At 68.8% G+C, this 8,372-nt stretch carries 3 protein-coding genes and 1 pseudogene; 2 read left to right on the top strand and 2 right to left on the bottom strand.

The annotated features are described in order from the left end of the window. Together AB0O28_RS39685 and AB0O28_RS39680 are read right to left on the bottom strand one after the other, a co-directional pair. A pseudogene (locus AB0O28_RS39685) lies at positions 1–104 on the bottom strand (sugar ABC transporter ATP-binding protein); the annotation flags it as partial. A gap of 417 nt (positions 105–521) precedes the next feature. Continuing rightward, positions 522–1,823, bottom strand: coding sequence for an ROK family transcriptional regulator (locus tag AB0O28_RS39680; RefSeq protein ID WP_363648184.1), 1,302 nt, complete (start codon positions 1,821–1,823; stop codon positions 522–524). A gap of 242 nt (positions 1,824–2,065) precedes the next feature. Between AB0O28_RS39680 and AB0O28_RS39675 the strand changes: the two genes are divergently transcribed. Both AB0O28_RS39675 and AB0O28_RS39670 read left to right on the top strand, forming a co-directional pair. Continuing rightward, positions 2,066–3,346 carry an ROK family transcriptional regulator gene (locus AB0O28_RS39675; RefSeq protein WP_363648182.1) on the top strand — a complete coding sequence of 427 codons (1,281 nt, stop codon included), beginning with the start codon at positions 2,066–2,068 and terminating at the stop codon, positions 3,344–3,346. A gap of 202 nt (positions 3,347–3,548) precedes the next feature. Then, positions 3,549–8,372: ThuA domain-containing protein (locus AB0O28_RS39670; protein ID WP_363648180.1), on the top strand; the 4,824-nt coding region annotated here is incomplete at its 3' end.

The raw sequence follows: 8,372 nt of genomic DNA, 5'->3' as shown, positions 1-8,372 counted from the left end.
GCACCGTTCTGGCCGAGCAGGCAATGCACCTCCCCGGCCTTGACCTCAAGGTCCACGCCATCCAGCGCGCGTACGCCGGGGAACTGCTTGACGATTCCTCGCATCACGAGGAGAGACGCCGAGTCGGATGATGACCGCGGCACAGAAGCCTCCTGGGGGTTGTGGGTGCGGCCGTGTGGCCCCGCCCGCCTGACGGCGCCGGGTTGGCACCACCGCGGTGGCACCGAGGTCGGCGTCAACGGTGTCGCCGCGGTTTCGGACAGCCGATCAGGCGGGCGGGACGTTCTTGTGGGGGAAACAAGCACGGTGGTGTCCCGTCCGCCCGACCGCGGGAGCCATGGCCGGCGGCACGCGGGATGGGCGGGGAGGTGCCGGCGGTCCAGGACACAGCGGTCAGGCGGACGGGAGGTCTGGTGGACGGGGGACAGTAAGGAAGGTCAGACGGAGTGAGCGGTACGCGGGGACGGGGCGGCGGACACGCGGGTCCACCACGAGTGGGGCGTATGGGTCATCGGGGTTCCTCAGGCGCCCCGATGGCTGGGATGTCGGATCGCGATGGCCGTCGGGTCGGACAGCGCCCGTTCGACGACGACGCCGGCCGCTCCGCGCGAGGCGGCGCCGAAGCCGAGGTCGGAGGCGACGAACCGGCAGCGGTCGGCGGCGCCGGTGATGCTCAGGCGGACCAGTTCCTCCTGGGCCGCGGGGATGAGCCGGTCGGCGAGCCTGGCGAAGTAGCCACCGAGCACGATCACCCTGGGGTTGAAGAGGTTGACCAGCGTGGCGGCTCCGAATCCGAGCCACCGGCCCACCTCCGCGAGGGCCGCGTCGACGCGGGGGTCGCCTTCGGCCCGCCGCTGCTCGATCTCGGCCAGCCGTTCCTCCGGGTCGCGGACGACCTGCCGGCTCATGCCGTACGCGCGGTCGGGCGTGGCCATGCGCACCAGCGCGGCCAGTCCGACCTTGGTCTCCCAGCAGCCGAGCCGGCCGCAGCGGCACCGCTCACCGGACGGGTCGACCATGACGTGGCCGACCTCCCCGGCGAACCCGTCCGCGCCGCCCAGCAGCCGGCCGCCGGAGATGATGCCGCCGCCGACGCCCACCTCACCGGTGAGGTAGACCATGTCGAGCGTGCCCGCGGCCACTCCCGAGGTGAACTCGGCCAGCGCGGCGAGGTTGGCGTCGTTGTCCACGGCGATGGGGATGTCCGCGCGGATGTCCGCCTTGGACAGCCGCTCGGCCACCGCCACCCCGCACCAGCCGAGGTTCGGGGCGACGACGACGGTGCCGGTGGTCGTGTCGATCAGGCCGGGAATGGCCACGGTGATCCCGGCCGCGGCGACCCCGAGCTGGTCGAGGTCGGCGACGGTCCTTTCGATCATCCGGGCCAGCTCGTCGAGTGAGCGCTCCGGGCTGGAGCTCATGGCGTCGAAGCCGATGCGCCGGTCGGCGAGCACCCTTCCGGCCAGGTCGGTGGCGAAGGCGGCGATGTAGTCGACGTTGACCTCGACGCCCAGGGCGCCGATCCGTGAACCGTCCAGGACGAGCGCGACGCCCGGACGGCCGACGGAGCCGGCGTGCTGTGGCCCGGTCTCCTTGACCAGTCCCCGCGCCTGCAGTTCGCTCACCAGGCTGGTGACGGTGGTCTTGTTCAACCCGGTCGCGACGGCGACGGCGGACCGGGAGCACGGGCCGTACGTATTGACGTGACGCAGCACCAGAGCAAGGTTGGAACGGCGCACGGTGGCCTGGTCCGCGGGAACACCCGCGGAGGCACCACGACTCGGCGAGTCGGTCGTACGGCCGTCGGCCCTGCTGTGGTCCACGCCTCTCCTCAATTAGTTCGCATGGCTGGCCGAATTAAAGACAGTGACGGACGTGACGCACAAGGGGATACGGGACGAATGTTGCGTAACGTTCCGATAACCAGGTCACGAATTGGCGCTGACCTGCGGCGGAACCGAGCGATGCCAACTCGTTACGCGTCGCGGGGGTGCACTTCCGGACATCCGCATGTTACAACCCTGATTAATTGATCTCAGAGACAAACAAAGGGCAGGTGAGGCAGGTGAGCAACGGGCCGCACCTCACCCGTCCCTCGGGCGGCTCTCCGCCGGCGGGTCCCGCCGCACTGCGCCGGGCGAACCTCGCGTTGGTGCTGCGCGAACTGCGCGACCACGCGTCGCTGTCCCGCGCCGACATCGCGACCGCGACCGGGCTGCACCGGGCGACCGTCTCCAGTCTCATGGCCGAGCTTCTCGAGCGGCGGCTGGTGCGGGAGCTCGGCGTCGAGCACGTGGGCGCCGTCGGGCGTCCCAGGCGGGCGGTGGCGTTGCACGGCGCGCACGTCGGCGCCCTGGGCATGGAGATCAACGTCGACTACATCGCGGTCCACGGCACCGACCTCAGCGGCCGGGTCCTGGTCGAGCGCCGGGTGGTCTTCGACACGATGGGCAGCCGCCCGGACAGCGCGGTGCGCCGGCTCGGGCTCGTGGCCAAGGAATCCGTGAAGGCGATGGCGCGGGCCGGCGCCGTCCCCGCGGGCATCGTGGTGGCCGTCCCCGGCCTCGTGGACGTGGCGCGCGGCGTCGTGACGCTCGCGCCGAACCTCTACTGGCAGGACCTGCCGCTGGCGGAACAGCTTTCCGCGATGCTCGGCTCGCTGCGGGTCCCGGTGAGGGTGGACAACGACGCCAACCTCGCCGCGTTGGCGGAGTTCACCTCCGGCGTCGCCGCGGGCACTCCCGACCTCGTCTACCTCACCGGCGAGGTGGGCGTCGGAGGCGGCATCATCTCCGGCGGCAAGCTGCTGCGCGGAGCGGACGGCTTCTCCGGCGAGGTCGGGCATCTGCGGGTCGACCCCAACGGCGACCAGTGCGGCTGCGGCCGCATCGGCTGCTGGGAGACCAAGGTCGGGCTGGCCGCGCTCGTGCGCGCGGCCATGCCCGAGCAGGCGTACGGACTGCCCGGCATGCCGGTTCCGGATCCCGGCGAGCGAGTGGCCGACATCGCCCGGGGGCTGGCCTCGGGCGACCGGCGCATGATGCAGGCGGTGGCACAGGTCGGCCAATGGCTCGGGCTCGGCGGCTCGATCGTGGCCAACCTGTTCAACCCCCGCGTCATCGTGATCGGAGGCTACTTCGCCTCGCTGGCCGAGTGGCTGCTGCCCCACGCGCAGGACCAGCTGCAGCGACTCGTGATGGCCGCCCCGGCCACGCAGTGCCGATTCGTCGCGTCCACACTCGGCTTCGGCGCCGCGTCCCGCGGCGCCGCGAGCATGGTGGTGAACCAGATCATCGACGACCCGACCACGATCATGGATTCATTACCCAGGCCGGCAGTTTACTGACGGCCCCCACAGACCTGGAGACGGCACCCTCCAGCACCCGAAAAATCCGTACAACCAAGTGGCAACAGCGCGGCGGCGCGCGCCTTGCTGACGTCCCCCCGGTCAGGAAGGGTTTTCCATGACACCACGTTCTCGAACGTGGGCCTGGCCGCTCAATGCGGCCCAGCCAAACAGCGGACGACGTCGTCGGACCGCGGCGACGATGGCTTTCGCCCTCCTCGCTCCCACCATCACGCTCTTCTCGGCGCCGGTGAGCGCCGAGGCCGCCACGGCGGCCGCGGAGCCCGACTTCAAGGTGCTGGTCTTCTCCAAGACGACCGGCTTCCGGCACGACTCGATCCCCGAGGGCATCGCGGCCGTCCAGAAGCTCGGCCAGGAGAACAACTTCGCGGTCGACACGACCGAGGACAGCGCGGCGTTCACCGACGCGAACCTGGCGCAGTACCAGGCCGTGGTCTTCATGTCCACGACCGGCGACCCGGTGAGCACGCAGGACCAGAAGGACGCCTTCCAGCGGTACATCGAAAAGGGCGGCGGCTATGTCGGCGTCCACGCCGCGGCCGACAGCGGTTACAGCTGGGACTGGTACGGCAAGCTGGTCGGCGGGTACTTCAAGCAGCACCCGGCGATCCAGCAGGCCACGGTCAAGGTCGAGGACCCGGCGCACCCGTCCACGGCGGGCCTGCCGACGACCTGGAGCCGTACCGACGAGTGGTACGACTACCGCACCAACCCGCGTGGCACGGTCCACGTCCTGACGTCGCTGGACGAGAAGTCCTACACCGGCGGCACGATGGGCGCCGACCACCCCAACACGTGGTGTCAGGACTTCGACGGTGGCCGCTCGTGGTACACGGGCCTGGGCCACCTGAAGGAGAACTACAGCGAGGCGAACTTCCTCAAGCTGCTCCTCGGCGGTATCAAGACCGCCGCGGGCGCCGAGAAGGCCGACTGCTCGGCCTCCCAGAGCGGCAGCTACGAGAAGGTCACCCTCGACGACAACACCAGCAACCCGATGATGCTGGACGTCGCCAAGGACGGCCGGGTCTTCTACATCGACCGGCTGGGCGACGTCAAGGTCATCAAGCCCGAGGGTGGCACCGTCACCGCGGCGCACATGGACGTGTTCACCGCCAACGAGAGCGGTCTGCTCGGCATGGCGCTGGACCCCAAGTTCGACACCAACAAGTGGATCTACCTGTACTACTCGCCCGCGGGCTCGGAGAACGTCGACCGGCTGAGCCGGTTCACCGTCACCGGGGACACCCTGGACAAGGCGAGTGAGAAGAAGATCCTGGACGTGCCGGTGCAGCGGGCCGAGTGCTGCCACCACGGCGGCGGCATGGTGATGGACCCCAAGACCGGCAACCTCTGGCTGGGCACGGGCGACAACACCAACCCCTTCGCCTCCGACGGCTTCGCGCCGATCGACGAGCGGTCGGGCCGGGCCAACTGGGACTCCCAGCGCACCTCCGCCAACACCAACAGCCTGAGCGGCAAGCTGCTGCGGATCCACCCCGAGGCCGACGGCACCTACACCATCCCGTCGGGCAACCTGTTCGCGCCGGGCACGGCGAAGACCAAGCCGGAGATCTACGGCATGGGCTTCCGCAACCCGTTCCGGATCGGCGTGGACTCCAAGACCGGCAACATCATGCTGGGTGAGTACGGCCCCGACTCCAACTCCGCCAGCGCCACGCGTGGCCCGCAGAACACGGTGGAGTGGAACCTCATCTCCAAGCCGGGTAACTTCGGCTGGCCGTACTGCATCGGCAACAACTCGCCCTACATCGACTACAACTTCGACACCAAGCAGTCGGGTGCGGCGTTCAACTGCTCCGCTCCGGTCAACGACTCGCCGAACAACACCGGCCTGACCACCCTGCCGCCGGTGACCCCGGCCACGGTCTGGTACCACTACGCCGCCGACCCCAACAACTTCCCGGAGCTGAGCGGCGGCGCCCCGATGGGCGGCCCGGTCTACCGCTACAACGCCGACATCACGTCGACGAACAAGTGGCCGGCGTACTGGGACGGCAAGGCCATGTTCGGTGAGTGGAACAACAACGCCATGTGGTCGTTCCAGCTCAACGAGGACGGCACCAAGCTCGTCGAGATGAACCGGATCCTTCAGACCCTGAAGTTCCTGAAGCCGATGGACATGAAGTTCGGTCCCGACGGTGCCCTCTACCTGATCGAGTGGGGCTCCGGCTTCGGCGGCGACAACGCCGACTCCGGCGTCTACCGCATCGACTACGTCAAGGGCGTCCGTCCGCCGGTGGCCCGCGTGACCGCCGACAAGACCGACGGCCCGACCCCGCTGACCGTCAAGTTCAGCAGCGACGGCTCGCGCGACCCCGACGGCAAGGCCATCACCTACGCCTGGGACCTCGACGGCGACGGCAAGACCGACTCCACCGAGGCCAACCCCACCTTCACCTACAACCAGGCCGGCGAGTACAACGCGGTCCTCACCGTGACGAACGCCGACGGCCTGACCGCCAAGGCGAGCGTGGTGATCAACGCGGGCAACACCAAGCCCCAGGTGAAGGTCGAGCTCCCGCCGAACGGCGCGTTCTTCGAGTTCGGCGACCAGGTGAAGTTCAAGGTCACCGTCACCGACGCCGAGGACGGCACGGTCGACTGCAGCAAGGTGCAGATCCAGTCCATCCTGGGTCACGACACCCACGGTCACCCGCTTGACCAGACGACCGGCTGCGAGGCCGTCGTGCAGACCGCCATGGCGGGCCACGGCGAGTACGACAACCTGTTCTACGTGATCGAGGCCAGCTACACCGACAAGGGCGCCGGGGCGGCCAAGCCGCTCACCGGGCGGGGTCAGGTCATCCTGCAGCCCAAGCGCAAGCAGGCCGAGCACTTCAGCGCGACCGGCCGGATCACGGGCGGCACGGGCACCGACGCCGCGGGCGTCTCGGTCGAGGACACGACCGACACCGCGGGCGGCAACAAGAACATCGGCAACATCCAGGACGGCGACTGGTGGTCGTTCGACCCGATCAACCTGACCGACATCTCCGCGATTCGGTTCCGGGTCTCGTCGAACACCTCTGGTGGGACCATCCAGGTCCGGCAGGGCGACCCGGCGACCGGGACGCTCGTCGGCTCCGTCGACGTGGCGAACACCGGCGGCTGGCAGACGTTCAAGGACGTCACGCTGAACCTGACCAACGCGCCGACGACCAGCGGCCCGCTGTACTTCGTCGTGCGCAAGCCGGCGAGCGCGGCCAACGACGCCTTCCTGCTCAACTTCAACTGGATCGACTTCATCGGCAAGGGCGCCACGGAGAACCAGCGCCCGACCGTGTCGGTGGCCGCGAACGCGACCACGGGCATCGCGCCGCTGAAGGTCGACTTCACCACCACCGCCAGCGACCCTGACGGCAACACCCCCCTCACCTACAAGTGGGACTTCGGGGTGAACGGCGCGCCGCAGCCGACCACGGCCAACGCGAGCTACACCTACACCGCGCCGGGCACCTACACCGCCACGGTGACGGTGACCGACGCCAAGGGCGCTGCCACCAGCGCTCAGGTGCAGATCAAGGTGGACGCGCCGGCCACGGTGTGCTTCACCGGCCGCTCCGACGACTTCGTGGGCGACCAGCTCGACCGTGACCGCTGGTCGGTCATCCGGGAGAACCAGGACCTGAAGGTCACCGGCGGCAACCTCGTCATCCCGACCTCTGCCACCGACATCTACCAGACGACCAACAACACGCCGAACATCGTCGTGCAGCCGGCTCCCTCGGGCGCCTGGACGGCCACGGCCAAGCTCACGCTGAAGGCGACCGACGCCTACCAGCAGGCGGGCCTGGTCCTGTACGGCGACGACGACAACTACGCCAAGATCGTGCTGCAGGGCCGCTCGACCTCCGGGCCGAACCACGCCAGCCGCATCTTCCAGTTCATCCGTGAGGACAAGGGCGCCCCCAACGAGGTCACGGCGAGCAACACCGCCAACCTCGGGGACGCCTACCCCGACACGGTGTACGTGCGGTTCATCAGCGACGGCACCAACATCACCGCTCACTACTCCTCCGACGGCACCAACTTCACCGCGATGTCGGAGACCAAGCCGCTCGCCGGGATCACCAACCCGAAGATCGGCCTGATCTCGCTGGCCGGGGCCAACCACCCGGTGGTGGACGCCTCGTTCGACTGGTTCCAGATCACGCCGGACGACAAGGCGACCGCGCCGAACCCGGACGACGACTTCAACGGCACCGCGCTCGACACCTGCCGCTGGAACGCGATCGTCCGTGGCGACGCCACGACCGCTCGCGTGAACAACGGCGTGCTGGAGCTGGACACCACCAAGGGTGACATCTACGGGACCGACAACACCGGCCCGAAGAACTTCATCCTGCAGAAGGCGCCGAACGGTGACTGGACGCTGGAGACCAAGGTCGACGGCTCGGCTCTGAGCGAGCAGTACCAGCAGGGCGGCCTGATCGTCTACGGCGACGACGACAACTACGTGAAGTTCGACTTCCTCACCACCAACGCCGCAGGGTCGACGGTGGCGCGGACGATCGAGCTGCGTAGCGAGGTCGGCGGCACCGTGCAGAACCCGCAGCCGCAGGTCAACAACCTCACCACCGGTGTGTGGTGGCTGCGCCTGAAGAAGGTGGGAGACAGCTTCACCGGCTCCTACTCCTCCGACGGCACCACCTGGACCGACCTGGCCACCAACGGCACGCCCGCCGTGGTGAAGAACAGCGCCGTGGCCGACGCCTCCAAGATCGGCGTCTACACCATCGGCACCAACCAGGGCGCGTCCAAGACGGTCAAGTTCGACTACTTCAAGCTGGTCAAGCCTGCCTCCCAGCAGGTCAAGCTGACCGTCACGGCCGCGCCGCGCTGCATCGGCAGCTCGGTGTACCTCGCCGTGACGGCGGTCAACGACGGCAACGCGCCGGCCACGATCGAGCTGAACACCCCGTTCGGCAAGAAGACGGTGGCCGACGTGGCTCCGGGCAAGCAGGCCTACCAGTCCTTCAACACC

It is taken from the genome of Microbispora sp. NPDC088329 (genome assembly GCF_040685655.1).
In the GTDB taxonomy this organism is placed as follows: Bacteria; Actinomycetota; Actinomycetes; order Streptosporangiales; family Streptosporangiaceae; genus Microbispora.
This window is presented reverse-complemented; position numbering and strand designations above follow the sequence as displayed.